Here is a 25,600-nt window from a genome sequence, read left to right as displayed (position 1 = left end):
CGGATATCGCCGGATCGGCCGCGTTCTCGGTGTCCGACCGCAGCGAATCAGCCGATGTAGCGCTGCAGCCGGGCCGACAGCCGGGGCCGCAGCGGCCCGTCGGCGACGACCCGCTCCTCCACGTAGGCCAGGTCCCCGCCGTCGACGATGCCGTACAGCCGCTTGGCGCCGCCGATCACCGCGCCGGACCGGCTGCGGATCACCACGTCGGTGGCGATCTCCCAGGACGACTGGTTCAGCGCTAGCCCGTAGTACAGCTCGACCACGCCGTCGCTGTGGGATAACAGCAGCTCCAACTGTTCCTCGTCCGGGGTGCCGTCGCCGGTGTTGACCCGCCAGAAGCCGCTCTCCCGCAGGTCTTGTCCGGCATAGTCGCCGGCCTCGTCGAGCACCCAGGTCTGTGATTCCCAGCTCAGGTAGTCCCGGCCGTCATGGGATACGACGATCTGCTGGCCGAAGTGGTAGTCGCCCCGCTCGGGGTCGCTACCCTCGCCGGTGCCGCGCCAAACGCCGACCATCGGCAGCAAGGCGAGCAGCGCGTGGTTCAGGTCGGCGCCCTCACGCAGATTTGCGGTGTCGGCGGGGATCGGCAGGTCGGGAAGTGCCGGTAGGTTCCGGCCGCCGGTCAGCTTGGCTCGTTCAGCGGCTTGCGATACGGCGGCGTTGGTCTGCGCCGACTCGGCGGGCTCTTCGGTACTCACGACTCGTCGGTGACCAGGCGATAGACCACGTACAGGCCGAACCAGGTGATGGCGACAGCCGCAAGCACCAGGAGGATTTCGAAGACGAGGACCATCCTGCCGAGTCTACGGCCCCGGCACGAATCAATCGTGCCGGGGCCGTAATGATCTCGGGGTCGGTTCAGGCCGAGACCAGCACGTCCACGGTGTGGACGCCGTTGCCTTCCGGTTGGATCTGGGCGGTGCCGTTGCCGGACGACGAGAGCGCCCGTACGGTCCACGCCCCGGGCGCGGCGAAGAACCGGAAATCACCGGTGCCGGAGGAGACGACCTCGGCGGTGAACTCGCCCGAGCCGTCCAGCAGCCGCACGAACGCGCCACCGACCGGATGGCCGTCGTCGCCGAGCACCCGGCCGCTGATCACGGTTTCCTTCTCCACGTCGACGCCGGCCGGCAGGTTCTGGCCCTGGGTCGGTGCAGCACACATGACGATCACGCTCCCAATTCGATCGGAACACCTACGAGCGAGCCGTATTCGGTCCAGCTCCCGTCGTAGTTCTTGACATCGGTGTGGCCGAGCAGCTCATGCAGCACGAACCAGGTGTGGCTGGAGCGCTCGCCGATCCGGCAGTAGGCGATGGTCGCCTTCGAGCCGTCCAGGCCGGCGGCGTGGTAGATCTCGGTCAGCTCGTCGTCGGAGCGGAACGTGCCGTCTTCGTTGGCTGCCTTGCTCCACGGGACGTTGAGCGCACCCGGGATATGGCCGGGTCGCTGCGACTGCTCCTGCGGCAGGTGCGCCGGCGCCAAGATCTTGCCGGAGAACTCGTCGGGGGAACGGACGTCGACCAGGTTCTGGTTGCCGATCGCCGCTACCGTCTCGTCCCGGAACGCCCGGATCGAGTTGTCCGGCGCACCGGCCTTGTACTCGGTGGCCGGCCGGCTCACCGCGGCGGTGGACAGCGGGCGGCCGTCCAACTCCCACTTCTTGCGGCCGCCGTCGAGCAGCTTCACGTTGTCGTGGCCGTACAGCTTGAAGTACCAGTACGCATACGCGGCAAACCAGTTGTTGTTGCCGCCGTAGAGCACCACCTGGTCGTCGTTGGCAATGCCGCGCTCGGACAGCAACGCACCGAACCGGTCGGCGTCGACGAAATCGCGCCGGACCGGATCTTGCAGGTCGGTGCGCCAGTCGAGCTTCACCGCACCCTCGATGTGCCCGCCGTCGTAGGCGGCGGTGTCCTCGTCGACCTCGACGAAGACGGTCCCGGGGGTGTTCAGGTTCTCTTCGGCCCAGTCGGCGGAGACCAGGACGTCGGAGCGAGCCATATATGTTCCTTTCGATGTTCGGTGGGAAAGTCGATGTCGCGCCGGATCAGCCAGCCGAGCGCAGCCGGACGAACAGCGGATACGCCTGGCAGCCGAGGCAGATGCCGAAGGCGGCATTGAGCAGGGCGGCGAACAGGGCGCCGCCGGTGGCGACGAGGCCGACCGGAGAGCCGAGCGCGAAGCCGAGCACGCCGACCGCGGCGAAGACGAAACCGACCAACTGGGCAAACCTCAGCGGTGCGGCCGGTTCCCACTCGGTAGGCGGGCTCAGCCGCGGCGCCACCATGGTCGCGAAGACCCGGCCGTAGGGATGGTGCCGCGGACCACGCGCGGCACCGACGGCGAAGACGACGGCCTGTGCGGCCAGGATGGCGCCGGCGACGCCACTGGAGACGGTCGAGACGAGCAGCACGGACACGAGCACGGCGGTGGTGATCCAGGCGGCGAAGCGAGGGCCACGGACGTCGACCCGGTCTGTGGCCGGGCGCGCGGGGGAATCGGGGATAGACGAGATGGACACAGAACTGCTCCTGATCGGATAAGGAAACAACCGGAGGCGTCGAGCCCGACGCCATGCCGTATCGATATCGATGACGTCCCGCCACGATCGGCGGTCGAACGGGCCGAGCGGCCCGACGGCAATCAGAAGCAGAGGCAACAGCAGCCGCCGAGGCGGCACAGATCGACTGTGCGGCGCTTGGTCAGCAACGGTTCGTGGCGGCGTTCCACGGAACCGATCCTACCCTTTGCGGCTGAGTGGGCTCAAAGCTGAGCGCAGGTCGGCCACGGCCGGCACCCCGGAGATCCGGAAGCGCTCGATCAACTCGGCGTCGAAGATGAAGGTGGTGGGCAGCGACAGAACTCCCAGCTCCTTTGCCAGCGAGGGGTTTCGATCGATGTCGAGTTCGATGTCGGCCGGTGGGTTGGGCTGGTCGGCCAGTTCGGTGACCGCTTGGCTTACCACGGTGCGGACCGCGGCGCACGGCGCGCACCAGTCGGCGGAAAAGTGCAGTACCGCGGGTCGGCCGGCGGCGACGCCCGCGGTGGCGAGCAGTTCCGATCGTTGCGGACCGGACGGTGCGGTCACCCGGAGTCGGCCGGAGCGGCGGCGCTGGACGAGGCCGACGAGCACCGCCGCGGCGACGACGACGAGCAGGATCGAAAGAGCGGTCATGGCGATGGAGCTCCCGGCGGTTCAGGCGGATTGCAGCTGGTCGAGATCGATCTGGACGTCGGTCGCCTTGCCCTCGACGACGATCTGCGCGCCCTCCGCGGCCACTCGGGTCGGCACCACGCCGAACGGCAGCTGGCGGGTGTCGATCTCGTGGCTGAACAAGCCGAGCACGGCCGCCTCGGCGGACTGCCCTACGGCTGGTTCGGCGGAGCCGCCCGGATCGGTCTGGATCGACCGGGCGATGACCCGGACGCGGCCGTTCTCCAGCAGCACGTCGGCCCGGACGCTGGTCGCGACCGGGGTACCGCCGACCGGCACAGTCCCGGTGAGGATCAACGTGTCCACGGTGCTGTCCGGGACGGTCGGCCCGGCGGGCCGCGGCGGCTTGTCCGGAGGCTGGGAAACCTGCAGGTCGGGGATGCCGAACAGGCGGCCGAGTGCGGTCGCGTCGATCCGAACGCGGCCGTAGAGCCGATCTACCGGCACGGTCCGAACCCGGTGGTCGACGAGGTCGGCGGTGCGGAACCGGACACCCTCCAGATTCGCCTCCAGCCGGGTCTCGCCGAGCGGGCCGGTACGTACTCCGCGCGCCCGGATCTCCACATTGCGGAATCGGCCTTGGGCGGCCTGGACGACGAAGGGGAAGCCGTGGATGGTGACCTCCGGGTCCGCGCCGAGCCGCCCGCCCGCGCGCAGCTGCCGCGAGACCTGATATTCGGTCCAGGTCGCCGCGGCGAAGTCGGCCAGGACGCCCAGTGTCAGCAGTCCGACGAGGACGACCAGGAGTTTGCGCACGAACCCATTCTTACCGATCGGCGGGTCGGGACCGATCGGCGCGGCGCGCGTGCAGTCGGCCTCAACTGCGGCTGCACGCTAATCTGTGCAGCGATGCCGGCCGGTAACGGTGTCACGAAGAGTCGGCGCTACTGCACGATCGGAGGGGTCGGATGGACCTTTTGCTCCTGACCTCCGATCCGGACCCCGATGCGGTGCTGCCGGCGTTGAGCCTGCTCGCTCATACGGTACAGCCGGTGCCGTCGGATGTGTCGTCGTTGCTCGAGGCGGGTGGCGCCGATGTGGCGCTGGTCGACGCGCGCACCGACCTGGCTGCCGCCCGCGGGCTCTGCCGACTGCTGGGCAGCACCGGATCGGCGGTGCCGGTGGTGGCGGTACTCACCGAAGGGGGCCTCGTGGCGGTCACCCCGGACTGGGGTCTGGACGACATCCTGTTACCGGGCACCGGGCCCGCCGAGATCGACGCCCGGCTGCGGCTGCTGGTCGGCCGGGCCGGCGCCGCGAACTCGGCGAACGCCGGCAAGATCGCGCTCGGCGAGTTGGTGATCGACGAAGCGACCTATACCGCCCGATTGCGTGGGCGGCCGCTGGACCTCACCTACAAGGAATTCGAGTTGCTGAAGTATCTCGCCCAGCACGCGGGCCGGGTCTTCACCCGGGCGCAGTTGCTGCAGGAGGTGTGGGGCTACGACTTCTTCGGTGGCACCCGAACGGTCGACGTACATGTGCGGCGATTGCGGGCGAAACTCGGGAGCGAGCACGAGTCGCTGATCGGTACGGTACGTAACGTGGGGTACAAGGCGGTGCGACAGACGGCGCGACCCGCTGACGGGGTCGATGACGTGGCAGGCGAGACGCAGGCGGGCGAGGTGCCGGCGGCCGGCGCCGATTACGCGAGCGAGCCGGCCGGATGACCGGCTGGGTGTCCGCCGACCCGGCGTTGGTCGGCCCGGTACGCGAGCTGGTGGCGGCGGCGACCGCCGCGGACGGTGTTGCGCCGGTCTCCGAACAGGTTCTGCATTCGTTGGAGTTGCCGGACTCGGCCCGGCACTCGGTCCGGTTCGCCGACGGCGTGCTGGCCGGCTATGCCAATCTCGCGCCGGCCCGGGGCGAGCACCCGCCGATGGCCGAGGTGGTCACGGCACCGCAGGCCCGGGGTCGCGGGATCGGTACCGACCTGGTCCGTCAGGCGCTGGTCGCCGGTGGTCCGGGCACTCGGGTCTGGGCGCACGGGGACCTGCCGCCGGCCCGGGCGGTCGCTGCTCGGCTGGGTCTGGTCGTCGTGCGCGAGTTGCTCCAGATGCGCCGGGAGCTGGATGCCGGGCTGCCCCGGCTGGAGGTTCCGGACGGTATCGAGCTGCGCACCTACCGTGGCCCGCGCGACGACGCGCAGCTGCTGCGGGTGAACAATGCGGCGTTCTTCTGGCACCCGGAGCAGGGCGGATGGACCGAGCGAGAGCTGGAGATCCGCCGGGCCCAGGCGTGGTTCGATCCGAACGGGTTGTTCATCGCGACCGACTCGGCCGGTGCGGTGCTCGGTTTCCATTGGACCAAACGGCACCCTACCGAGCCGCCCGAGGGCGAGGTCTACATCGTCGGGGTGGATCCGTCGGCGCAGGGTCGCGGTCTGGGGCGGGTGCTCACCCTCGCCGGCTTGCACCATCTACGTACCGCGGGTCTGGCTTCGGCGATGTTGTACACCGAGGCGGACAACATCGCCGCAGTCCGAACCTACGATCGGCTCGGATTTCACCGTAGTCACGTCGACGTGGCCTACGCCGTACCGTCGGACAACCCGTCGGAGACCGGGCAATCAGGACAATCGGGGTAATTAAACCGGCTGTTCACGCGCCGTTCGGATAGCCGCGTCTATGCGGCCATCGGGCGCTCCTACCTTTCGGCGTGGGTGGCAACGGTCGCCCGGTGTGTGGCTCGGGTCCGCAATACGGATCGTGCCGACACCTCATCACCGTCGGGCTGCGACCGCGCAGCCCGATCGGCGTGATCGCGGAGGATCAAGCGTGAAACTCGAGCGCAGCAGCGCACTGCTCGGCGCGTTCGCCGTCGGTGCCGTGACCCTGGCCGGCTGTGGCAGCGACAACAACTCGTCGACCGGGACGAGCGGTGGGTCGACGGCTGCCGAGTCCTCGGCGAGCTGCACCGGCAAGGAGAATCTGTCCGGTGCGGGCTCGTCGGCGCAGAAAAACGCCATGGATTCGTTCACCGCCGCCTATATTTCGGCCTGCTCGGCCAAGGGGAAGAAGGTGAACGTCGCCTACAATCCCAGCGGCTCCGGCGACGGTCGTACCCAGTTCATCGCCGAGCAGATCGATTTCGCCGGCTCCGACTCGGCGATCAAGGACGAGCAGGCCGCGCAGGCGAAGCAACGCTGCGGCGGCAACGATGCCTGGAACCTGCCGCTGGTGTTCGGCCCGATCTCGCTGGCCTACAACATCGAGGGCGTCGACCGGCTGGTGCTCGATGGCGAGACCGCGGCCAAGGTCTTCAACGGCGGCATCACGAAGTGGAACGACCCCGCGATCGCGGCGCTGAACCGGGGCGTCGCGTTGCCGGACACCGATATCACCGTCTTCGTCCGGTCGGACTCGTCCGGTACCACCGACAACTTCCAGCAGTATCTGGCTGCGGCAGCGCCGCAGGCATGGACACAGGGCGCGGGTTCGGATTTCAAGGGCGGTGTCGGACAGGGTGCCAAGGGCTCGGCCGGAGTCGCCCAGAGTGTTGCCGGTACGCCCGGTGCGATCGGTTATGTGGAGAAGTCCTTCGCCGACCAGAACAAGCTGCGTTCGGCGGAGATCGACAACGGTGCCGGCCCGGTGGAATTGAGCGCGGCCACCGCGTCGAAGGCCATCGCCGGCGCACAGTTCACGGCCGAAGGCAGCATGAACCTGGCGCTCGACCTGAAGTCGACCTACCAGACCAAGGCGGCAGGTGTCTATCCGCTGATCCTGGCCACCTACGAGATCGTGTGCTCGAAGGGCTACGACGCCGACACGTCGGCGGCGGTCAAATCGTTCCTGACCAGCGCGGTAAACGAAGGTCAGAGCGGACTCGAACAGCTCGGATACGTGCCGCTGCCGAATGATTTCAAGGCGAAGGCCGCAGCGTCGATCGAGGCCATCGGCTGATTCTGCGTCGGCAGCCGAACGACATCCGCAGATGACAGGATCGTGATCCGATGACCGACGCGCCTATCCGGCCGATGCCCACGCACACTTCCCAGCCCGGTTCGGCCGGGGTCGAGGAGCCGTCCAGCGTGCTCCCTCCGCCGGTGTCGCGGATCCGACCTGCGCGACCGGCGTCCGGGACGGTCACCCGTCCCGGCGACCGGATCTTCAGTTCGCTGGCGATCGGCTCGGCGGTGTTCATCACCGTGCTGATCGCCGCGATCGGCGGGTTCCTGATCTGGCGCGCGGTGCCGGCGCTGCGCATCGACCAGGTGAACTTCCTCACCAGTAGGGAGTGGCATACCACCGACCTGAGGGCGATGGCGTTCGGTGTGCTGGACCTGTTCCAGGTGACCGTGCTCGTGTCGCTGGTGGCCCTGGTGATCGCGATGCCGGTGGCGCTCGGCATCGCGATCTTCCTCACCGCGTACGCGCGGCCGCAGCTCGCGCGGCCGTTGGCCTACGGCATCGACCTGCTCGCGGCGGTGCCGTCGGTGGTCTACGGGTTGTGGGGTCTGCTGGTGCTGGCCCCCACGATCAGCCCGGTCGCGGTGTGGCTCAACGACACCGCGGGTTGGTTCCCGTTGTTCGCCAACGGCTCCGGTTCGGTTGCCGGCGGGGGCACGATCTTCACCGCCGGCATCGTGCTGGCGGTGATGATCCTGCCGATCATCGCCGCGGTCACCCGCGAGGTGTTCGCGCAGACACCGACATCGCACCTCGAGGCGGCGCTGGCGCTCGGCGCCACCCGCTGGGAAGTGGTCCGGACCGCGGTGATCCCGTTCGGGCGATCGGGCTACATCAGCGGCTCGATGCTCGGCCTCGGCCGGGCCCTCGGCGAGACGATGGCGTTGTACCTGATCGTGCGGACCACGTCGGTGCCGTTCGGCTGGAGCTTGTTCGACGGCGGCGCCACCATCGCGTCGAAGATCGCGCTCGGTTACGCCGAGTTCGACAATCCGACCCAGGCCGGTGCCTACATCGCGGCCGGCCTGGTGCTGTTCGTCCTGACGTTCCTGGTGAACGCGGCGGCGCGGGCCGCGGTGACCGGAAAGAAGGCATGAGGTGAACAACCCTGGCGTGAACAACCCTGGCGTGAACAACACAGTCGATCGTCCGTCGGCGGGTGCAGCTGCGCGGACCCTCACCGTTCACGGTCTCGGCCGACGTCGTCGGGTCACCGACCGCACGGCTACCGCATTGGTAACCCTGTCCGTGGTCGTCGCCCTGGTTCCGCTGGTCTGGGTGCTGTGGACGGTGTTGGCGAAAGGTTTGCCGGCGGTCGTCAGCCCGGACTGGTTCACCCATTCGCTCTCCGGGCTCACCTCCGCGTCCGACGGTGGCGGGGTGTATCACGCGATCGCCGGGTCCTTGCTGCAGGGCTTGGTCTGCGCGATCATCTCGATCCCGCTGGGCGTGTTCGTGGCGATCTATCTGGTCGAGTACGCGCCGCCCGGCAGCCGGCTGGGCCGGCTGACCACGTTCATGGTCGACATCCTCTCCGGTGTTCCGTCGATCGTCGCGGCGCTGTTCGTCTACGCCCTGTGGGTGGTCACCTTCGGATTCCCGAAGTCGGCGTTCGCGGTGTCGTCGGCGCTGGTGTTGCTGATGGTCCCGGTGGTCGTGCGCAGCACCGAGGAGATGCTGAAGATCGTTCCGCAGGATCTGCGGGAGGCGTCCTACGCGCTCGGCGTGCCGAAGTGGAAGACCATCGCCCGGATCGTCGTGCCGACCGCGCTGCCCGGCATGATCACCGGCATCATGCTGGCGTTGGCCCGGGTGCTCGGGGAAACCGCGCCGTTGCTGATCCTGGTCGGCTATGCGCCTTTCATCAACTTCGACCTGTTCAGCGGTGAGATGGGCACGTTGCCCGGGGTGATGGTGGCCGAGCTGAACAACGCCACCGACGCCGGCTCGAACCGGGTCTGGGGTGCGGCGCTGACCCTGATTCTGCTCATCGCGGTGCTCAACCTGGTGGCAAAGCTGGTCGGCCGGCTCTCCTCGGTGCGCTCGAAGTAGGCCCGACCACCCACGATTCGCCCAACCCACGCGAAAGTAGGAGTCCGATGGCGAAGCGCCTCGACCTCGCAGACGTCAACATCTACTACGGGAAGTTCCACGCGGTCGCCGACGTCGCCCTGTCGGTCCCGCCGCACAGTGTCACCGCGTTCATCGGGCCGTCCGGCTGCGGCAAGTCCACGGTATTGCGGTCGTTGAACCGGATGCACGAGGTCACTCCCGGCGCCCGGGTGGCGGGCTCGATCGAGCTCGACGGGGAAGACATCTACGGTGCCGGCGTCGACCCGGTCGGCGTGCGCCGGACCATCGGAATGGTGTTCCAGCGGCCGAACCCGTTCCCGACCATGACCATTCGGGACAACGTGGTCGCCGGGCTGAAGTTGCAGGGCGGGAAGAGCAAGAGCGATCTGGCCGATGTCACCGAGCGTTCGCTGAAGGGCGCCAACCTCTGGAACGAGGTGAAGGATCGGCTGGACAAACCCGGCGGCGGGCTGTCCGGCGGGCAACAGCAACGATTGTGCATCGCCCGGGCGATCGCCGTGCAGCCGGATGTGCTGCTGATGGACGAGCCGTGCTCGGCATTGGATCCCATCTCGACGCTCGCGATCGAAGATCTGATCACCGAGCTGAAGCAGGATTTCACCATCGTGATCGTGACCCACAACATGCAGCAGGCCGCTCGGGTCAGTGATCAGACCGCGTTCTTCAATCTCGAGGCCACCGGTAAGCCGGGCCGGTTGGTGGAGATCGACGACACCGACAAGATCTTCTCCAACCCGAGCCGGACGGCGACCGAGGACTACGTTTCGGGTCGGTTCGGCTGAACCGAAACGCCGGAACGGCCGCACTCGACGCGGAGCGCGGCCGTTCCGGCCGGCATGGTCGATGCCGTCAGGTGCGGCCGGCCAAGTGGTCTTCGGGGTCCGGCGACGGGAGCGATCCCGTGACCAGGAAGATGACGCGGCGGCCGACCTCGACCGCATGGTCGGCGAAGCGCTCGTAGAACCGGCCGAGCAACGTCACGTCGACCGCGGCGGCGACCCCGTACGGCCAGTCCCGGTCCATCAGCAGGGTGAACAGATGACGATGCAGGTCGTCCATCGCCTCGTCCTCGTCGTGCAGCGTCGCTGCCCGCTCCGGGTCCCGAGTCTCCAGGACCTCCTGCGTGGCCCGGCCCAGCGCGACCGCGATCCGGCCCATCTCGGCGAAGTAGCCGTTGACCTGGTCCGGCAGCGCGTGCTGTGGATGCCGCCGCCGCGCGATCTTGGCGACATGCAGCGCCAGCGCGCCCATCCGGTCCACGTCGGCGACGATCTGGATGGTGCTCACGACTTGCCGGAGGTCACCGGCGACCGGCGCTTGGAGCGCGAGCAGGGCGAATGCCTGTTCCTCGGCGGTGCGGGTGAGTTCGGCCATCCGGTCGTACTCGGAGATGACCTGCTCGGCAACCGCGAGATCGGCTTGCAGCAAGGCGTCGGTAGCTTTCTCCATCGAAGCGCCGGCCAGGGCGGCCATATCGCCCAGGGTGTGGCCGAGGGACGCGAGTTGTTCGGTATAGGCGGCGCGCATAACTACGAAATTACCCCCAGCCTCGCCGGAGCCGCCCGACGCTCGTGGTACTGCTCGATGAACAGTACGCGCCGGGTCGGCCGTACGAACGACGTCAGTCGCACGACCGATCGGCGGCGTTGACGTGGGCCAGATCGGTCGGCAGTTGCGGCGTCGGCGCCGTGGCCTCGGTGGCCGTCACGCTGCTCCCGACCGGCTGCGGTCGCTGCACCGACCCGCCGAACTCCGAGCCCAGCACCACTTCGACGATGCTCCCCAGGTCGTCCGCCGGCTGCAGTACGGCGCCGGGAATGGCCGAGGCGAGCGTTGCCGCTTCGGTCTCCTGTCCGGGTGAGTACCGGATCAAGCTCGTCTCGGTGGTCTCCGAGTAGTTACCGACGGTATAGATCCGGAACCCGAGGGCGCCGAGCGAGTTGGCAGTTTCGGCCGCTTGGCCGGCTATTCCGGAGGCGTTGGACACCTGCACGCTGACCGAACTGGGGGCAACCGCGGTGCGCGTGATCACTTGGGTTTTCGTCGTCGGGACCGCCGACGTGCTTGTGCTGGACGATTCGGTGCCGGACGAGTCGGTGCCCGACGTGCTGGTGGTCGTCGGCGGAGCACTCGATCCGGTCGGGCCGGTGCCGGCCGGGGCGGAGTAGCCCTTCTCCCCGGGCAGTGGGTCGTCGTTGATGATTGCCTGGAAGATGGCCTTGACGTCGTCGAGCCGGGGAATCTCGTTGCCGTAGTCGTTGGTGCCCGCCGTCGGCACGGTGAGGAAGGTGACATCGCCGGCGTCCACGTTCTGTAGCGAGCGGCCGAGCGTGACCAGGTCCTGGGTCGTGACCTTTTCCACGAACGTATCCCGGGTGAATGCCGAGATGAAGCCGTTCAGTTTGCCCGGATCCAGCAGCACCTTGTTCGACAACGCCGAGCGGAGCAGCGACGACAGGAATCGTTGCTGGCGTTTGATTCGGCCGTAGTCGCCGTTGCCCTCGGCGACGATGTTGCGCGCGCGCACGTAGTTCAGTGCGGTCGCACCGTTGATGGTCTGCACTCCGGTCGTGGTCAGGATCGGCCCAAGCTCGCCGTCGGTCAGCGGGGTGCTGGTGCATACCTGGACCCCACCTACCTCGTTGACCATCGACTCGAACCCGGCGAAGTCCATTCCGACGAAGTGCCCGATCTTCAACCCGGACAACTTCTGGATCACCTTCACCAGGCACTTCGGCCCGCCCACCGCGTAGGTGGCGTTGAGTTTGTCGCCGTCCGCGGCGGGGATCATCTCGTTGGTATAGCTGCTGGTGCTGTTGTCCCAGCGCTGGCAGGCAGGCCGGTGCACGTCCAGATCGCGGGGAAAGGAGACCACCACGACACGCTGCCGGTTCGCCGGGATGTTCACCAGCATGATCGTGTCGGACCGGGCAAAGCCCTCGAATTCGTCCGCGGTACCGGCGCCGACCTTGCTGTTCGCGCCGGCACGGGTGTCGGTGCCGACGATCAGGTAGGTCTCGTCGCCGGTCTGCCCGCCAGGGTCGACGACGTCGGTGGAATTTTCGTCCAGCGCGGCCACCTGAGCGAATCCGTTGTCGGTTGCGCGTAGATAGCCCCACGCGCTGCCGGTGAGCACCAGTGCGAGCAGGGCGACCATCGCGACGATCGAGCGGACCACCATGGTGGTTCGTCGGTGTCGCCGGACCATGCGGTTGTGCGCTCGTCCGCGGTGGGCCGGGGGTGCGCCGCCGACCTGCTCGGGTTTGGCGACTTGCTCGGGTTTGGCGACTTGCTCGGGTTTCGCGACTTGCTCGGGTTTGGCGGCTTGGTCGGGTTTGGCGACCGGTTCGGGTTTCGCGATCACCTCGGTCGGCGGCGGCGGCGGAGCGGCAGCAGGCTGCGGTTCATCCGGCCGGGAAATCTCCGGCCGGACCGATGGACGCCGAGCCGCGGGCGGAGCGGCAGCAGGCTGCGGTTCATCCGACCCTTGCCCGAGCAGCCGGGCGGTGCGGCGACCGGCAGCGGCATGACGTCGCGCGGTGGGTTCGGTCGCGCGCTGCGCGGTGGGTTCGGTCGCGCGCCGCGCGGTGGGTTCGGTCGCGCGCCGCACGGTGGGTTCGGTCGCGTGCCGCGCGGGTGGCGGGGGGACCGGAGTTGCCACCGGGGGAGTGGGTTCTCGTGGTGGTACCGCGGGCGGCGGGGGAGCGGGTGGCGCCGCGAAACCTGGCGTGGGGGGCGCGACCGGCGGCGAAACCGGGCGGTCTCGCGTCGGCGCCGGGTCCGCCGACTCACCGAAGCGCCGCTCCCAGGGGGCTCTGCGGGTATGCAGCGGCGGACCCTGATTCACCTGTCCACCCACCTCGCTTCGCCGCGTGCATGCCGTCTCGGTCGCTTCCGAATGCCCGCCGGCTCACCATGATAACGAGTCCATTGCGGTTTGGAATCCACCATTGCCAGGGGCGGGGAACCGACTCGTCGGAATGCCGCAGAGCCTGGCTCGGTCCCGGAATTCGGCTCGATACGGAGGTCGGCGCCATGTTTGCCCGGCCGATGCGGGTAATCAGCCGCCGCTGTGGAGGACGTCGGCGCCGACCGGCACGGTGGCATCTTCGGGATCGTCGAGCCAGCCGTACGGCAGGGCTACCTTGCCCGGCGAGCCCTGCCGCCCTCGGGGCCCACCCGCATCGGCGGGGAACGGCACGCTCGGGTCCAGCTGGGCGGTCAGGTCGTCGAGTTCGTCGAGCGTCGACACAGCAGCGAGTCGGCGGCGGAGTTCGGCGCCGACCGGGAACCCCATCAGATACCAGGCCATGTGCTTGCGCAGATCCCGCATGCCGCGGTCTTCGCCGTGATGGTCGGCGAGCAGGCCGGCGTGGCGGCGCAGGATGGTGGCGACTTCGCCGAGCGTCGGCGGGGTCGGCGCCGGAAGCCCACGCAGGGCGTTGTCGAGTTCGGCGAACAGCCAGGGCCGGCCGAGGCAGCCGCGGCCGACGACGACGCCGTCGCACCCGGTTCGGGTCATCATGGCGATGGCGTCGGCGGCGGTGAAGATGTCGCCGTTGCCGAGCACCGGGATGGTGGTGACGGCTTGCTTGAGCCGGGCGATAGCGGTCCAGTCGGCGGTACCGGAATAACGTTGGGCGGCGGTGCGGGCGTGCAGAGCGACGGCGGCCGCGCCTTCGGCTTCGGCGATGCGGCCGGCGTCGATGAAGGTTTCGTGGTCGTCGTCGATGCCGATCCGGAATTTGACCGTGACCGGGACCCCGTAGGGTTCGGCGGCGGTGACCATCGCGCGCACGATGTCGGCGAACAGTCGGCGTTTGTAGGGCAGGGCGGCGCCGCCGCCGAGTCTGGTTACCTTGGGAACCGGGCAGCCCAGGTTGAGGTCGATGTGGTCGGCCCAGCCTTCGCCGACGATGATCCGGACGGCCGCACCCAACGTTGTGGGGTCGACCCCGTAGAGCTGCATCGACCGTGGGTGTTCGTGCTCGGCGAACGACATCATGTGCAGCGTTTTTTCGTTGCGCTCCACGATGGCGCGGGCGGTGATCATTTCGCAGACGTAGATCGCGGTCGGGGACCCGAATTCGCGGCAGAGCGTGCGGAAGGCGAGGTTGGTGATGCCGGCCATCGGGGCAAGCACGACCGGCGGATCGACCGGGTACGGTCCGATCCGCACGGGGGTGGTGGTGTCGACGGCGGGTTGCACGAGTCGATTCTCGCTGATCCGCCGATGCCGACGCGAATCCGCGACTGCTCCGCGCGGACCGGAGGTCGACGATCGCGATGGGGCTAGCGTAGTCGGTCGAGCCAGTGGTCGATCTCGACGGCGGCCGCCTGCGCGCCGGTGCGTTCGCCGTCCTCGATCGCGCCGCCGAAGTGGGTGCCGCGTACGCGCCGGAACGTCGTGTCGGAGGCGCCGAGCGCGCCGACCATCGCCTGCGCGTCGGCCGGGAAACAGGCTTGGTCGCCGGTGAGTTCGACGAACAGGGTAGGCACGGTGACACCCGGTGCACAGCGCAGGAAGTCGGCGTTGGTGTGCGTGGCGGACCAGGTCGAGAGCCACGCCTCGGGGGTGCTGAAGCGGCCGAACCCGACGAGGCCGTAGTCGGTGAGGTCGGGCCGGCGGCCGAACAGCGATCCGTACGGGCGATCGTTGGGGTCGAGGGCGAGATCGACGAACCGGAGGTCGGCGTCGGTGCGATAGACGGTGAGTACGCGCGGCACGAGCGCTGCCCTGCGGTCGGCGGGATCACCACCGGCCTTGAATCGCCGGCGCGCGGCGTCCGCCTCGGCGATCCGTTCCCGGGCAACGGCGTCGATCCGGTCGATCCGCGCGCGCTGGGCCGCGCGGTAGCGCGAGACGAACTCCGCGGGGTACTGCGACGACGCCGGTGGATCGGCGAAACCGTTTGCCGCAGCAAACGGATTCAGGTCCGGGTCGACCGAGAGCGGGTCCGCCTCGTCGGTGACCGACGGGTCGATCAGGCGCAGCATCAGTGCGCCCTGCCCGGGATGGGGGGCCAGGAAGATCGCGCCGTCGGGCACCGGCATCTCCGCACCTGCGAGATCGATCGGCCGCCCGCCGGGCGTCACCGCGATCCGTTCTCCCGCAAGCTTTCCCGCTTGCTGGTGATAGAACGCGAACAGCGTTCCGCCACCCGAATGCCCGAGCGTGACGATCGAGGTGAAGCCCTGTTCGCGCAGGAATACCTGTCCGGCAGCGACATCCAGCAACGCTTGCTCGTGGACGAGCGCGATGTCGTTGTTGGTGGCGCGGGTGCCTTGCGTCCACACCGCGACGCCGGCGGCGAGCAGTTCCGGGACGAGGACATGATGGGTGAGGTCCTGGCGGGGGTGCATGAGCGCGACGACGGTCCGTGCACCCGGCACGACGCGAAGGACGCCGGTCACCTTCGCGCCGTCGTGGGTGGCGAGTTCGTGTACGGCGGTCACGGTGTCGGCCGGGGCCGCGGCCGCGTCGATGTAGCGGCCCGCGCCGAGCCGTTGCGAGCTCTGTTTCATGCCGGCTCGATCCGCAGGGCGTCCTTGTCCCACTGGGTGATCCGGGAGCGCACGAGTCCGGCGATGCTGCTGTACCAGACGGCGTGCCGGCAGCCGGTGGCGCGCCGGTCGATCACGATCGGAGTGTCGGCGGTGATGCGGAAGTACGGTCCGATCCGGTCGACGGTGACCTCCGGTGCCTGGCCGGCGACGGTGACGACCGGCGTGTTCTCCGGGACGTCGAGGATGAACAGCTGGGTCATCGCGGTGTCACCTCCCATTCGGCGGCACGCTCGACGATGAGTTCGGCCTTGCGGGCCAGCAGCGCGCCCATGCTGACGTCGGGCCCCTGTACCACGTCGACGAGGGCGTCGATGGTGAGGTTCGCGTCGAGGTCTTCCTGCGGCGTGACCGGTCGCAGCGCCCTGGTGATCTCGATCATGTACCCGTTCGGGTCGTGGGTGTAGATCGACTCGATGGTTTCGTGCTGGATCTGCATCTCGACCGGCCAGGTGCTGTCGTCGAGACGCCGGCGGTATTCGAGCAGGTCGGCTTCGGAGTCCACGTGGATGGCGAGATGGCGTGACCGGATGAACCAGATCGGCACGTGCTCGTCGAAGCGGGAGTACGAATCGCCCTGTGGGCCGCCGTCGAACGGCTCCAGTCCGAAGTAGTAGAAGAACGCGAGACGGTCGTCGTTGCCGATGTCGAAGAAGAAGTGGATGAAGTCCGGGTGCTTGTCCGGGCCCCACCCGGCCGCGCAGATCGAGTGCACGACCGGGAAGCCGAGCACATCGCGATAGAAGGCGACCGTGCCCGCGGGATCGAAGGTCGGGTAGGCGACGTGGTCGACGCCGCGGACGGTGTGCGGAAGATGCGACATGATGGCTCCTCAGGCCGGTACGGATTCGGTGTCCGCGCGTAGCAGGCTGCCCGCGCCCGGGATGGCGACAGGGAGTTCGAGGCTGCGCAGGACCCGTTCGCCGGGAATGCAACCGACTTCGGCGTTGTCGGCGACCTCGAGCAGGCGTTCGCCGGCGCCCTGCACGGCCACCGGCTGGTCGGCAACCGAACCCGCTGGCTGCGTTTCCGCACCGTGAAATGCGGGTCGTGGCATCGGGACAACGTCGTGCTGCTCGGCGACGCCGCCCACACCGCGCACTACTCCATCGGTTCGGGCACGAAGCTCGCGATGGAGGACGCGATCGCGCTCGATGTGGCGATCCGGGAGGCGCGCGACCTGCCGAGCGCGTTCGCCGACTACGAGGCGCGCCGCAGGCCGGCGGTACTGCACCTGCAGGAGATCGCGCACCGCAGTCAACTGTGGTGGGAGTCGTTCCCCGAACGCATGCACCTGCCGGTCGCCCAGCTCATGCTCGCGTACATGACCCGAGCCGGGAAGGTCGACCTCGCGCGGTTCGTGCAGAACGCGCCGGCGCTCGGGCGCCGCGGTCTGGCCGACTACGCCGGCATCGCCGCGACGGCCGTGCCGGATAGCGACGTCACCGAGTGGGTCCTGGACCGGCCACTCACGCACGACGGCATCACCCATCCCCGCCGGGCCGCCGACCGTGATCTGCGGTTCGCCGCGACCACGACGGTCGTCGACGTCGACCTCGAGTCCGCGCGAGGGCCCGCGGCGGACGCGTTCGTCGCCTCGCTGCCGGCGACGCAGACGTTGTGGCTCACCGGATCCGCGGACCGCGCGGCACTGCTGGTGCGCCTCGACCTCGCCGAGCGGCTGTGCCGCAGCACCGACAGCCTGGTCGTCGTCGAGGGCGCGCACCGCGATGTCGGCGATCTCGCCGCCGGCCTCGCGAGCGGACGCACGCATCTGGTCGCCGTGACCCGCGAGGTTCCGGTCTGACCAGGGCCGGGCGATATCCTTCGCACATGTCGACAGCCGAGCCGCGCCGCGCGAAAGCGAACACCGCCAGCTCGACGCGGCGTGATCTCGTCGAGAAGCAGATCATGCAGCACGCGACGGTGCTGTTCGCCGAGCGCGGGTTCGCCGGCACCAGCCTGCAGGACATCGCGGATGCGATGGGTCTCACCCGGCCCGCTCTCTACCACTACGTGGCGAACAAGGACGAACTGCTCGGACGGCTGGTCACCGAGATCACCGAAGAGCCGGCTGTCCTGCTGGCCGAGATCAACAAGCACGTCGAACTTCGACCGGTGGATCGGCTGCACCGGATGGTGACCGCGATCGCCGAGCACCAGGCCGCCGCCCCGGACCGGTTCCGCCTGCTCATCCGCTCCGAAGCCGAACTGCCCGAGCAACTTTCGAAGGATTACGAACGCAGCCGTAAGCGTGTCCTGAAAGCCTTCATCAAGGTCGTCCAGGACGGGATCGACGCGGGTGCCTTCCGTCCGGTGGATCCGCGGTTCGCCGCGCTAGGGGTCATCGGCATGATCAATTGGATGGCCTGGTGGTTTCGGCCCGGCCAGGACAGCGCCGAAACCGTGGCGGCGCAGCTCGCGGACATGGCGGTGAACAGCGTCCGGCACGAACGTGCGGCAGCCGAAATCGGCGACGGCCCGACCGCGGCGATCGCCGCGCTCCGGCAGAACCTGAACTACCTCGATCGGTATGTGCAATCGACGCGCGCAGACCGGACGATCAGCTGATCCGGTCGCATCGCCGGGATCAGGCGGCGGCGCGACGATCGAGCCAGGTGCGGTACCGCCGTAGCGCGCGTTTCTGCCGGATTGTTTCGGTTGCGAGCGCCAGCTTCGGGTTACCGCCCGGCCGCGGTGTCCGGCCCCGCCCGAGACGGCGTAGGTGGCGGCGGACGCGGGCCATGCCGGCGGCGGACGCGACGGCCTTGTCCTCGATCCGGACCGGCGCGAGGAGGACGACCGTGTCGTCGCCCCGGCGCCATTTGTTGGGTAGTTCGGGGTCGACCGCCAGCGCGGTGCCCATGCCGACGAGGTCGATGTCGTTGGCGAGCACCTCGTCGGCCACCTGGCGGCGCACGATCCCGCCGGTCAGCAGGAGCGGCAGTGGGCTGGTGCCGGCCAGTTCTGCGGCGAGCTCGAGAAAGTACGCTTCGCGGGCGACGGTGCGGGAGTCGGCCGATCGACCGGACATCGCCGGGCTTTCGTAACTGCCACCGGACAATTCGACCAGGTCGACGCCGAGCGGTGCGAGCATAGCGATCACCCGACCGGCGTCGGCGGCGTCGAAGCCGCCGCGCTGGAAGTCGGCCGAGTTGAGTTTCACTGCAACGGTGAAGTGGGCCCCGACCACGGCGCGCACCGCGCGCACCACGTCGAGCAACAGCCGGGCCCGGTTCTCCAGTGTTCCACCCCACCGATCGGTGCGTCGGTTGACCAAGGGGGACAGGAACTGCGACAGCAGGTAGCCGTGCGCGGCGTGGATCTCGACCCCGTCGAATCCGGCGCGCTCGGCGCGCTGCGCCGTCGTGGCGAACCGCGCGACGGTCGCGTCGATCTGCTCGGCGGTCATCGCGACCGGCTGGGCGAGGCGCTTGCTCTGCTTGCCGATATCGACCCGGACGGCGGACGGGCCCCATGCGACGCCGGGCATGTCCGCGCGCACCTGGCGACCCGGATGATTGATCTGCATCCATACCCGGGCGCCCCCGCTGTGCGCGGCATCCGCCCACTCCCGGAACGGCTCGAGTGGTGATTCCGCGTCCAGCACGATTCCGGCCGGACCGGTCAGTGCTTCGGCGTGCACCATGACGTTGCCGGTGATGATCAGTCCGACACCACCCTGGCTCCACCTCTGATAGAGGCGCCGGATCGGCCCTGTCGGCAGCTGGCCCGGCCCGGCCATGTTTTCCTCCATCGCGGCCTTCACCAGCCGATTCGGTAGCACCGAACCATTCGGCAGGGTGAGCGGATCGAACATCGTGGGCGACATCGGAACTCCTCGGACGGCGATGTTTGCGGCGTCCACATTAGCCTAGATGCTTATGTGAGCGCCGTCTACATTTCGCCCTGTGGTGACCGACACACGTGGACCGAACGGACGCCGGGCCCGTTACGACAAAACGGACCGGGCCTGATCGGCCCGGTCCGTTCGGAGTTCGACGGCAGCGGTCAGACCGCCACTCGTTCCCGCTTGCTGGCTTCGCGAGCCAACATCCGATCGCGCTGTTCCTCGAACCGGAGGACGTCTTTCTCCAGCTTCCCCAGGAATTCGCCGAGCTCCTCGCGGGCCTTCTCTCCGCGCGGGCCGAAGTCGTCGCGCTCGAAGATGTTCCACTTACGCAACACCGGCATCAGCACTTCCTCCAGATGCTGCCGCAGGTCGTAGATGCCGTGCTTGGCCATCAGGACGCCATTGCGGCGCCAGTTCGGCATTCCGGCGCCGGGCATCTGGAAGTTCTTGATGATCAGCGTCATCGCCTCCAGCGTCTGGTCCGGAACCAGATCGAGCGACGCGGCCGCCAGATTCCGATAGAAGATCATGTGCAGGTTCTCGTCCGCCGCGATGCGTTGCAGCATGCGATCGGCGATCGGGTCGGCACACACCTTGCCGGTGTTGCGGTGACTGACGCGGGTGGCCAGCTCCTGGAACGTCACGTAGGCGACCGAGTAGAGGAAGCTGGCGCCGATATCGTCTACGTCGGGGGTCGAGTAGCCGTTGGTCATGTGCTCCATGCGGAACTGCTCGAGCTGGACCGGATCGACCGCACGAGTGACCACCAGGTAGTCCCGCATCACGATGCCGTGTCGGTTCTCCTCGGCGGTCCACCGACCGACCCAGGTGCCCCACGGCCCGTCCTGGGCGAAGTTCTCGGCCAGCTCGCGGTGATAGGAGGGCAGATTATCCTCGGTGAGCAGGTTGGTGATCATCGCGGCTTTCGCCACCTCGGTCAGCCGCGACTGCTCCGGACTCCAGTCCTCACCGCCGAGCGCAGCAAAGTTGCGGCCCTCGTCCCAAGGGATGTAATCGTGCGGGTGCCACTCCTTGGCCATCGACAGGTGCCGGTTGACGTTCTCCTCGGCAACCGGAGCCAGCTCGGTCAGCAGCTCCAGCTGAGTTAGGTCGCGCGTCATGTAAAAAATGCCCCTTCGGTGTCGGCTCCTCATACGTCCACGTACGCCGATCGCGTATACACCTCGGCTTCGCGGGTGGACGTCGCCAGCTCAGCCTACGGCACCGTAAGTGCCCAGTGAAACGTGTGGACGCCGGCCCGCACGTCGCCAGCGGGGTCCATGCCCCGGCCGGTCGGGGCGGTTCAGCGTCGGCCGCCGCCGAGGAGACCGCCCAGGATGCTGCCGAGTGCTCCGCTGTTGCTGCCCCCGAGCACGCTGCCGAGGACACTGCCCAGTGCACCGCCGCCGGCATTGGCTGCGCCGCTGCTTCCGCCCAGGATGCTGCCCAGGATGTCGCCGAGTCCACCGCCGCCGGCGCCCGCTGCTTGCGGTTGCTGGGCGGGAGCGGCGGCAGCCCCGCCGGCGCTGGCGCTGAGTTGCTTGGCGATATAGGAGAGCACGATCGGTGCGACGATCGGGAGGAGTCGCTTGATCAGGTCGCTGCTGACTCCGCCGACATTGCCGAGGGTGTTGACCACCTGGTCGGTCTGGCTACCGAAGACGTGGTTGACGATCTTCGCGCCGTCCGCGGTGTCCACCTGGGACACCTCGACGCCGCCGTCGAGCAGCTCGCCGGTGTGCGAGTCCACTGCGTTCTGCAGCGAGGTCTCACCGGCCGAGTCCTGCGCGTTCGCCTGCATGCCGCCGACCAGGGTCGGCACTACCGCCCGGACCGCGGTCGACGCGGTCGATTCGTCGACGCCGAGTTGATCGGCGATCTGCTTGACCGGAATCTGGGACAGAAGATCTTCGATGGATGCCATTCGCGCCCGCTCAGTCCTCGGGGTGCACACCCGTTGCGCACCGGTTCGCCGACCAGGGTAGTCGCAGTGCGCGCCCGGTGTTTGCAGAAGCGTTTCGGTGCTCCGGGTTTCCGGCCGGCCCGGCTAGCGCCGGCGCCACAGGAAGCGGCGGCGTTCTCCCGGGGCCAGGCGGCGTTCCCGTTGGGCCAGGCGGCGTTCCCGTTGGGCTAGGAAGCGTTCTCGGGTGGCCAGGCGGCGTTCTCGGGGGGCCATCAGTGCCAGCAGGGCGACCAACAATCCGCCGCCGACCAGGGCGACGCCCCACGGGTGGATCAGGTCGGGGTAGCTGGCGCGAATCACCTCGCCGAGCGGTTCCGCGACCCGCCAGATCGTCAGTCCCACCGTGGCGAACCCGGTCAGCACGCCGAGCCAGGCGAGGAATCGGGCGCCGGTGAGCCCACCGAGCACGATCAGCACGGCTGCCACCAACATGGGCAGGGTGGCCGAGTTGGTGACGGATGCGTTGACCGCGCCGAGTTGCTCCAGCGTCGGTTGATCCGGAAAGCCGTCGCGAAGAACGGTCAAGGTGATGTCACGGAACTCGACATCGCCGAGTAGCGGCAGAAGGCCGCCGAACCCGACCGCGATTCCGGAGGCGAACAAAAGCAGATGGACGAGCGCGCGCACGTGTCCAGGATAACGATGCTGATGCGACCGGCCGGTCTGTATAGTTTGCAGCTGCAATAGCCTCCGGCCAGGCCGGTCGTCGGGCATCGCGCGACGGCAGCGAACGCGGCCCCGGCGCTTCGGCATGGCGCCGGATATGGCGGGCTGGTCAGGTACGCTTTGGCCCCGAGCCCCTCTAGCTCAGTTGGTAGAGCTGTGGACTTTTAATCCATAGGTCGTAGGTTCGAGCCCTACGGGGGGCACGTGGCTTGCCTGTCGAAAGGCGAGCAACCCGGCCGAAAAGCCGCGGAGGCTAGCTAGTCTGCGCGGCTTGGGGTCGGATGCGAAGAGGTCGTTGTCGTCGACGGCATGGACGGTCGACGCCGCGGTCTGGTGACTGTGTGATTCGAGTGTTCTAGTGATTCGAGTGTTCGATTGCGACCTGGGTGTGCCGGTTCGGCATGTCCAGGTGGAGGAACTATACCACCCGGTGTGTTTTCCGGCCTCGTGCCTGCTCGTTTCGTCGACCGGTCGCCAACGTCGGACGGTGCAGCCGATCGGGCACGTGCATGGGTACGACCCGGACATCGGGGTATTTCCTCAGTGACCTAGTTGGCGCCGGATTCGAGAGGTGGATGTCGCTTGGCAAGGCAGCAAGAGCGCGCGCGTCGCACCCGGGCGGCAATCATCGGGTCGGCTGCGGCCGAGTTCAGTCGAAGTGGGTATGCGGCGGCATCGCTGAACCGGATCCTCGCGGGATCCAACGCCACCAAGGGCGCGCTGTATTTCCACTTCGACTCGAAGGAAGATCTGGCCCGAGCCGTGATGGACGCCGCTCGAGAGCGGCATGAGGAGATCGTCGGCCGGTGGTCGGCTCGTTCCGACGTCGATCCGCTGGAGGCGTTGCACCTGGTCCTGGACGAGGTGGCGGAGCTGTTCGAGACCGATCCGGTGGTCCGCGCCGACTTCCGGATGCACACCGAGCCCGACCTGCATGCCGACGGCGACGCCGGCAGCCAGGTGTGGATCGACGCGGTATCGCTGCTGCTGGCTCGAGCCGAGGCCGACGGCAAGCTCGCGTCCGGCACCGACGTAGCCGGCGCCGCGCGGACCCTGTCCGCTGCCCTGGTCGGTCAGGGTTACCTGTGGGGAAGCGGCGCGACGGAGTCGAGTCTGCGCGACCGGTACACGGAAACGCTGGAATTGATCCTGCGCGCGGTCGCGGCGCCGGACTGGCTGGCAGAGTTCCGGCGAACCGGATGGCGGTCGGGCCGCGACCCGGCCGTAACCGGCTGAGCGAAACCGGTTTGGGGTCGGGGCGCTCCTGCCCTAAGCTGGTCCGGCATCCCGCGATCACATCGCGGAGTTGCGCCCCCTTCGTCTAGTGGCCTAGGACGCCGCCCTTTCAAGGCGGTAGCGCGGGTTCGAATCCCGTAGGGGGTACCAACATGCTCTCTTTCAAACCTGTGCTCTCAAGCACAGGTTTTTTCGTTTCTCTAACTGCCAATTCAGCAAGGTAAGCCTCGCCTACCGACCGGGTCGCGTCGGGGCTGGAGTTCAGGCCAAGGACTGGTTCCTCCGGTGCCCTGTTCGCTCCGCTTGTCCCTTCCGCCCTCGCCGCACGCTTTACCTCCGGATCCATCACCGTCCGAAACGGCTCCGCCAACTCACCCCAGGCTCGGTCCTCATCAACATAGATCTTGGTGAACAGGGCTTGGTTGTAGAGCCGCCGAACGGTGCTACCACCCTTCGCATGCTTGGCGCGTCGGTACGCGCTGGCGCAGTGAATCGCGTACTCCAGCGCTCGTCCGACCAGCCCCTCGACGGTGCTTCGTTCGACGTTTAGGCTGGTCAGTCGGGCGTCGATGCTGGCCAGTTGGTTGGTCATTCGTTCTTGCTCTCGTTTGAGCAGCTCGACGGGCACTGCCCCCGCGTAGTGGGCTTGCAGCAGCCGGAGCTGTTCGTCTTCGAGCCTGGTCTTCTGGGTCGTCAGGGCGTGCTGCTCAGCCTCGGAGCTGGCGTGCTGGCTGCGTAGTTCCGCTCGGAGCATGGTCTCGATCCGTCGGCCCAGCGCAGGGTCGAGCTGGATCTGGTCGTAGTGCGCTTCGACCAGCTCTTCGACTCGTTCGATCAGCACTGCCTTCTGCTGGCAGTCGGTGGTCTTCTGATGCCGGCCCAGGCAGATGAAGTACGGGTAGACCGTGCCCTGACGGTTCTTGCTGTTGGTAATGATCAAGCGACTGCCGCAGTTGCCGCAGAACACGCTGGACTTCAGGTAGTGCGGATGGGTGCGTTGCTTCTCGCCGGTGGCGTGAGACGCCAGCACCTGCTGGACGCGCGTCCAGGTCAGGGGGTCAGTCAGCGGCTGATGTTTGCCGGGATAGTGCGCCCCTTGGTAGACCACCTCGCCGCGGTAGTACGGCGTGGTCAGAATCTTGTGCAGGCTGTTGAACTTGATCGGCACGGCTGGCTTGGTACGACCGGGCTTCGTCGTCAGCCCGCGCCGTTCCAGCTCCATGGTCATGGCTTTGAGCGTCCAGTCACCAGTCGCGTAGGCCGTGAAGGCCCAGGCGATCAAGGGACCGCGTACCGGGTCGACTTCCACGGTGCGCAGGATGCTGCCGTCCTCGGCAATCCGGCGGATGTTCAGGTAGCCGAGGGGAGCCTTGCCCGGGGTGCCGCCCGCCTTCGCCTTCTGGCTCATGCCCTTGGTGACTTCAGTCGCCAGGTTCCGGCTGTGGAACTCAGCGATCGAACTCATGATGCCGTGCACCAACATGCCGCTGGGGTCTCGTCAATGTTCTCCGTCGCCGAGACCAACTCCGCCCCGGCTTCCTTGATCGCCACATGGATCTGAGCATCGTCGAGCCGATTGCGCGCCAGCCGATCAACTTTGTGCACGATGACGTAGTCGACGTGGTGTTCCTGGAGATAGCGCAGCAGCCGTTGCAGCTCCGGACGCGACTCAGCTTTGGTTCCTGAGGCCCCGCGTTCGGCGAACTCCTCGACGATCGTCGCCCCCAGCGCCTCAGCCTTTCGTCGATTGGCCTCCCGCTGCGCTGGCAGCGAGTACCCCTCTGGCTCGCCGTCGCGTTCCGCTTGCTCCCGGGTACTGACGCGGAGGTAGGTGGCGGCCGTGGCCGTTGCGGTCGCCATCATCGGCGCTGGCCCGGCGGTCGTTGGCGGGATTGCCGTCAGGCGTGTGGTGCGGTCGTCAATAGCGGTCATTGTCGAGCCTCCTGCGGAGCTGTGGTCACTGATCGGGCGGGGAAGCTCGGAAAGCCGTACATATGCGGAGAGTCAGATAGCGGCGAATCGGGATCGGTGCCGGTCGGCACTCTGAACCGTCACGGGTTGGGGACCGCTTCCGATTTTGAGGAAGATGGTCAC

At 68.0% G+C, this 25,600-nt stretch carries 29 protein-coding genes and 2 tRNA genes; 11 read left to right on the top strand and 20 right to left on the bottom strand.

The window, feature by feature from the left end; translation table 11 throughout:
- Nucleotides 1–47 precede the first annotated feature (47 nt).
- From KV203_RS16745 to KV203_RS16720, 7 genes are all read right to left on the bottom strand, one after another.
- The gene (locus KV203_RS16745) at nt 48–701 is read right to left on the bottom strand and encodes a heme-binding beta-barrel domain-containing protein (RefSeq protein WP_066474022.1); all 654 of its coding nucleotides are present in this window, start codon (nt 699–701) and stop codon (nt 48–50) included.
- A gap of 160 nt (nt 702–861) precedes the next feature.
- On the bottom strand, nt 862–1,167 hold the full coding sequence (locus KV203_RS16740; RefSeq protein ID WP_066474103.1) for a DUF1416 domain-containing protein: 306 nt from the start codon (nt 1,165–1,167) through the stop codon (nt 862–864).
- Nucleotides 1,168–1,172: 5 nt separating this feature from the next.
- Nucleotides 1,173–2,006, bottom strand: a complete 834-nt coding sequence (locus tag KV203_RS16735) for a sulfurtransferase (RefSeq protein ID WP_066474020.1) — start codon at nt 2,004–2,006, stop codon at nt 1,173–1,175.
- Between the two features lie 46 nt (nt 2,007–2,052).
- Nucleotides 2,053–2,526 carry a DUF4395 domain-containing protein gene (locus tag KV203_RS16730; protein WP_246600195.1) on the bottom strand — a complete coding sequence of 158 codons (474 nt, stop codon included), beginning with the start codon at nt 2,524–2,526 and terminating at the stop codon, nt 2,053–2,055.
- A 122-nt stretch (nt 2,527–2,648) separates the two neighbouring features.
- The gene (locus KV203_RS20120; protein WP_373279258.1) at nt 2,649–2,735 is read right to left on the bottom strand and encodes a putative leader peptide; all 87 of its coding nucleotides are present in this window, start codon (nt 2,733–2,735) and stop codon (nt 2,649–2,651) included.
- Nucleotides 2,736–2,745: 10 nt separating this feature from the next.
- Nucleotides 2,746–3,180 carry a thioredoxin family protein gene (locus tag KV203_RS16725; protein WP_066474017.1) on the bottom strand — a complete coding sequence of 145 codons (435 nt, stop codon included), beginning with the start codon at nt 3,178–3,180 and terminating at the stop codon, nt 2,746–2,748.
- Between the two features lie 21 nt (nt 3,181–3,201).
- Entirely contained in the window at nt 3,202–3,975 is a 774-nt protein-coding gene (locus KV203_RS16720; protein ID WP_066474015.1) for an LmeA family phospholipid-binding protein, read from the bottom strand.
- Nucleotides 3,976–4,127: 152 nt separating this feature from the next.
- On the opposite strand from KV203_RS16720, the gene KV203_RS16715 reads away from it, so the two are divergent.
- The 6 genes from KV203_RS16715 (at nt 4,128) to pstB (ending at nt 10,006) form a co-directional block, all read left to right on the top strand.
- Nucleotides 4,128–4,889 (top strand): winged helix-turn-helix transcriptional regulator, encoded by a 762-nt coding sequence (locus KV203_RS16715; protein WP_066474013.1) that lies wholly within the window; start codon nt 4,128–4,130, stop codon nt 4,887–4,889.
- A complete protein-coding gene (gene mshD / locus KV203_RS16710; RefSeq protein ID WP_066474012.1) occupies nt 4,886–5,806 on the top strand; it encodes a mycothiol synthase in 921 nt (306 codons plus the stop codon). The genes KV203_RS16715 and mshD overlap by 4 nt, the downstream gene beginning before the upstream one ends.
- A 190-nt stretch (nt 5,807–5,996) precedes the next feature.
- Nucleotides 5,997–7,124 carry a phosphate ABC transporter substrate-binding protein PstS gene (gene pstS, locus KV203_RS16705; protein ID WP_066474009.1) on the top strand — a complete coding sequence of 376 codons (1,128 nt, stop codon included), beginning with the start codon at nt 5,997–5,999 and terminating at the stop codon, nt 7,122–7,124.
- A gap of 50 nt (nt 7,125–7,174) precedes the next feature.
- On the top strand, nt 7,175–8,227 hold the full coding sequence (gene pstC / locus KV203_RS16700; protein WP_066474006.1) for a phosphate ABC transporter permease subunit PstC: 1,053 nt from the start codon (nt 7,175–7,177) through the stop codon (nt 8,225–8,227).
- A 31-nt stretch (nt 8,228–8,258) separates the two neighbouring features.
- Nucleotides 8,259–9,182 carry a phosphate ABC transporter permease PstA gene (gene pstA, locus KV203_RS16695; protein ID WP_066474097.1) on the top strand — a complete coding sequence of 308 codons (924 nt, stop codon included), beginning with the start codon at nt 8,259–8,261 and terminating at the stop codon, nt 9,180–9,182.
- 47 nt (nt 9,183–9,229) lie between these two features.
- Nucleotides 9,230–10,006, top strand: coding sequence for a phosphate ABC transporter ATP-binding protein PstB (pstB, locus tag KV203_RS16690; RefSeq protein ID WP_066474003.1), 777 nt, complete (start codon nt 9,230–9,232; stop codon nt 10,004–10,006).
- A 67-nt stretch (nt 10,007–10,073) separates the two neighbouring features.
- Here pstB and phoU read toward each other — a convergent pair whose 3' ends face one another.
- The 7 genes from phoU to KV203_RS16655 all read right to left on the bottom strand — a co-directional run bounded on the left by phoU (nt 10,074) and on the right by KV203_RS16655 (nt 16,782).
- Nucleotides 10,074–10,751, bottom strand: a complete 678-nt coding sequence (phoU, locus tag KV203_RS16685; RefSeq protein WP_066474000.1) for a phosphate signaling complex protein PhoU — start codon at nt 10,749–10,751, stop codon at nt 10,074–10,076.
- Between the two features lie 94 nt (nt 10,752–10,845).
- Nucleotides 10,846–12,885: an LCP family protein gene (locus tag KV203_RS16680; RefSeq protein WP_246600194.1), complete on the bottom strand. Its 2,040-nt coding sequence runs from the start codon at nt 12,883–12,885 to the stop codon at nt 10,846–10,848.
- 399 nt (nt 12,886–13,284) lie between these two features.
- On the bottom strand, nt 13,285–14,355 hold the full coding sequence (gene dusB / locus KV203_RS16675) for a tRNA dihydrouridine synthase DusB (protein ID WP_246600975.1): 1,071 nt from the start codon (nt 14,353–14,355) through the stop codon (nt 13,285–13,287).
- A gap of 161 nt (nt 14,356–14,516) precedes the next feature.
- On the bottom strand, nt 14,517–15,749 hold the full coding sequence (locus KV203_RS16670; protein WP_066473997.1) for an alpha/beta hydrolase: 1,233 nt from the start codon (nt 15,747–15,749) through the stop codon (nt 14,517–14,519).
- Nucleotides 15,746–15,991 (bottom strand): hypothetical protein, encoded by a 246-nt coding sequence (locus tag KV203_RS16665; protein WP_066474096.1) that lies wholly within the window; start codon nt 15,989–15,991, stop codon nt 15,746–15,748. Before KV203_RS16665 ends, KV203_RS16670 begins: the two co-directional genes overlap by 4 nt.
- Nucleotides 15,988–16,611: a VOC family protein gene (locus KV203_RS16660; RefSeq protein ID WP_066473987.1), complete on the bottom strand. Its 624-nt coding sequence runs from the start codon at nt 16,609–16,611 to the stop codon at nt 15,988–15,990. The genes KV203_RS16665 and KV203_RS16660 overlap by 4 nt, the downstream gene beginning before the upstream one ends.
- 9 nt (nt 16,612–16,620) lie before the next feature.
- Nucleotides 16,621–16,782 (bottom strand): hypothetical protein, encoded by a 162-nt coding sequence (locus KV203_RS16655; RefSeq protein ID WP_218821029.1) that lies wholly within the window; start codon nt 16,780–16,782, stop codon nt 16,621–16,623.
- 42 nt (nt 16,783–16,824) lie between these two features.
- On the opposite strand from KV203_RS16655, the gene KV203_RS16650 reads away from it, so the two are divergent.
- Nucleotides 16,825–17,595 (top strand): FAD-dependent monooxygenase, encoded by a 771-nt coding sequence (locus KV203_RS16650; protein ID WP_246600193.1) that lies wholly within the window; start codon nt 16,825–16,827, stop codon nt 17,593–17,595.
- A 26-nt stretch (nt 17,596–17,621) separates the two neighbouring features.
- On the top strand, nt 17,622–18,359 hold the full coding sequence (locus KV203_RS16645; RefSeq protein ID WP_066473981.1) for a TetR-type transcription factor C-terminal domain-containing protein: 738 nt from the start codon (nt 17,622–17,624) through the stop codon (nt 18,357–18,359).
- A 19-nt stretch (nt 18,360–18,378) separates the two neighbouring features.
- Here the strand turns inward: KV203_RS16645 and KV203_RS16640 are convergent, their stop codons facing one another.
- From KV203_RS16640 to KV203_RS16625, 4 genes are all read right to left on the bottom strand, one after another.
- The gene (locus KV203_RS16640) at nt 18,379–19,620 is read right to left on the bottom strand and encodes an NADH:flavin oxidoreductase/NADH oxidase family protein (RefSeq protein ID WP_066473974.1); all 1,242 of its coding nucleotides are present in this window, start codon (nt 19,618–19,620) and stop codon (nt 18,379–18,381) included.
- Nucleotides 19,621–19,799: 179 nt separating this feature from the next.
- On the bottom strand, nt 19,800–20,762 hold the full coding sequence (locus KV203_RS16635) for an acyl-ACP desaturase (protein WP_066473972.1): 963 nt from the start codon (nt 20,760–20,762) through the stop codon (nt 19,800–19,802).
- Nucleotides 20,763–20,944: 182 nt separating this feature from the next.
- The gene (locus KV203_RS16630; protein WP_066473970.1) at nt 20,945–21,565 is read right to left on the bottom strand and encodes a DUF937 domain-containing protein; all 621 of its coding nucleotides are present in this window, start codon (nt 21,563–21,565) and stop codon (nt 20,945–20,947) included.
- A 123-nt stretch (nt 21,566–21,688) separates the two neighbouring features.
- The gene (locus KV203_RS16625; protein WP_066473968.1) at nt 21,689–22,231 is read right to left on the bottom strand and encodes a hypothetical protein; all 543 of its coding nucleotides are present in this window, start codon (nt 22,229–22,231) and stop codon (nt 21,689–21,691) included.
- Between the two features lie 169 nt (nt 22,232–22,400).
- On the opposite strand from KV203_RS16625, the gene KV203_RS16620 reads away from it, so the two are divergent.
- From KV203_RS16620 to KV203_RS16610, 3 genes are all read left to right on the top strand, one after another.
- Nucleotides 22,401–22,473: transfer RNA gene (locus KV203_RS16620), tRNA-Lys, on the top strand.
- Nucleotides 22,474–22,852: 379 nt separating this feature from the next.
- The gene (locus KV203_RS16615) at nt 22,853–23,506 is read left to right on the top strand and encodes a ScbR family autoregulator-binding transcription factor (RefSeq protein WP_066473964.1); all 654 of its coding nucleotides are present in this window, start codon (nt 22,853–22,855) and stop codon (nt 23,504–23,506) included.
- Nucleotides 23,507–23,580: 74 nt separating this feature from the next.
- A tRNA-Glu gene (locus KV203_RS16610) sits at nt 23,581–23,656 on the top strand.
- Here the strand turns inward: KV203_RS16610 and KV203_RS20115 are convergent.
- Together KV203_RS20115 and KV203_RS16600 are read right to left on the bottom strand one after the other, a co-directional pair.
- Nucleotides 23,616–24,734 carry a recombinase zinc ribbon domain-containing protein gene (locus KV203_RS20115; protein ID WP_425516902.1) on the bottom strand — a complete coding sequence of 373 codons (1,119 nt, stop codon included), beginning with the start codon at nt 24,732–24,734 and terminating at the stop codon, nt 23,616–23,618. The genes KV203_RS16610 and KV203_RS20115 overlap by 41 nt on opposite strands.
- A 233-nt stretch (nt 24,735–24,967) precedes the next feature.
- Nucleotides 24,968–25,438, bottom strand: a complete 471-nt coding sequence (locus tag KV203_RS16600) for a recombinase family protein (protein ID WP_083530294.1) — start codon at nt 25,436–25,438, stop codon at nt 24,968–24,970.
- Nucleotides 25,439–25,600: the final 162 nt, after the last annotated feature.

This window comes from Skermania piniformis, assembly GCF_019285775.1.
Lineage (GTDB): Bacteria > Actinomycetota > Actinomycetes > Mycobacteriales > Mycobacteriaceae > Skermania > Skermania pinensis.
This window is presented reverse-complemented; position numbering and strand designations above follow the sequence as displayed.